This is a genomic window from Candidatus Phytoplasma gossypii (assembly GCF_030586975.1).
In the GTDB taxonomy this organism is placed as follows: Bacteria; Bacillota_I; Bacilli_A; order Acholeplasmatales; family Acholeplasmataceae; genus Phytoplasma; species Phytoplasma citri.
Genome location: NZ_JAOSIT010000077.1, coordinates 1 through 1161 on the forward strand (window position 1 = coordinate 1; position 1161 = coordinate 1161).

The 1161-nt window shown below is 35.4% G+C and carries 1 protein-coding gene and 1 pseudogene; both read left to right on the plus strand.

What is annotated here, in order from left to right; genetic code table 11:
* The coding region (locus OC698_RS03155) for a DnaB-like helicase C-terminal domain-containing protein (protein ID WP_304513233.1) at positions 1 to 737 on the plus strand (737 nt) is incomplete at its 5' end.
* Positions 738 to 752: 15 nt separating this feature from the next.
* Positions 753 to 1161: pseudogene (locus tag OC698_RS03160) on the plus strand (toprim domain-containing protein); the annotation flags it as partial.

Consider the following 1161-nt stretch of genomic DNA (forward strand, 5'->3'; position numbering starts at 1 on the left):
CTTATGAAATGACTTTAGCAGAAAATTTAAGTCGCTTCTTAGCGAACTTAACCCAAATCCCCCTCGAAGTTATTTTCACCAAAAACTGGGAAGAGACAGGCATTTCCCCTGCCCTTTACACGGAAAGGATGAGAATAGCCAAACCCTTCTTGAACAATCTCCAGATTACTTTCAGCTATGATCCTACCAAAAACATTGATTATGTCCTGGATTTAGTTTATCGGCGCCATTTAGAACAACAAATAGAGATTGTGGTGATTGATCATCTCCAAATTACCAAAGCCGCTCATCATTTAGAAAATGATCGGCTGGCCATTGACGAAATTATGACGAAATTAAAAAAACTGGCTGTGGAATTAAAGATTGTTATTATCATTCTCTCCCAATTTTCCCGCGATACTTACCATAATTATTCAGGAAAATCCCCTGCGATTACCGCTTTAAAAGGGAGTGGCGGCATTGAAACCAATTCCGATCTGGTCTTAATGATGGCGGAATTCCAACCGAAATTAAGTAAAACCCGCGAAAAGCCTTTTAATATTTATAATTGTGATTGCCGACAATTATATGCTAAAGCGCGTGGTCATGAATCCCAAAAAATCATTGAATTAGCCATTAAAAAGAATCGGAGTGGCGCCAAAAAAGACTTGCTTTATCATTTTGAAATGACTACCCAAACCTTTCAAGAAATCGGTTATGTTTTACCTTATGCTGAAGATGATGATGAAGATGATTAAGGAGTTTTTGAAATTATGTATTATCAAGAACAAATAAAACGCATCCAAAACCACTTTCCAATGATTGTTTTGTTAAAAAAATTAAAAATTTTACCTCAAAACTTTAATATTAACCACCGTTTCCCTTGTCCCCTTCATCAAGGAAAGAATCCCACTTGTTGCCATTTCACTTCCACTAACAAAATTCATTGTTGGAAATGCGGGAAAGATTATGATATCGTTGATGTTTATATGGCGCTGAGAGGAAGTGAAAACTTTTCACAAGCCCTCATTAGAATTAATAACTTTATGAAAACGCAAGAATTTAAAACCTTAATCCACCAAGAAAAAACAATAACAAAAACCACTACTCCCCTTTGGAAACAATCATATCATCCTCTAAAACCAAAACAACCAATTGACGAACAAAAAATTAATAACAAAA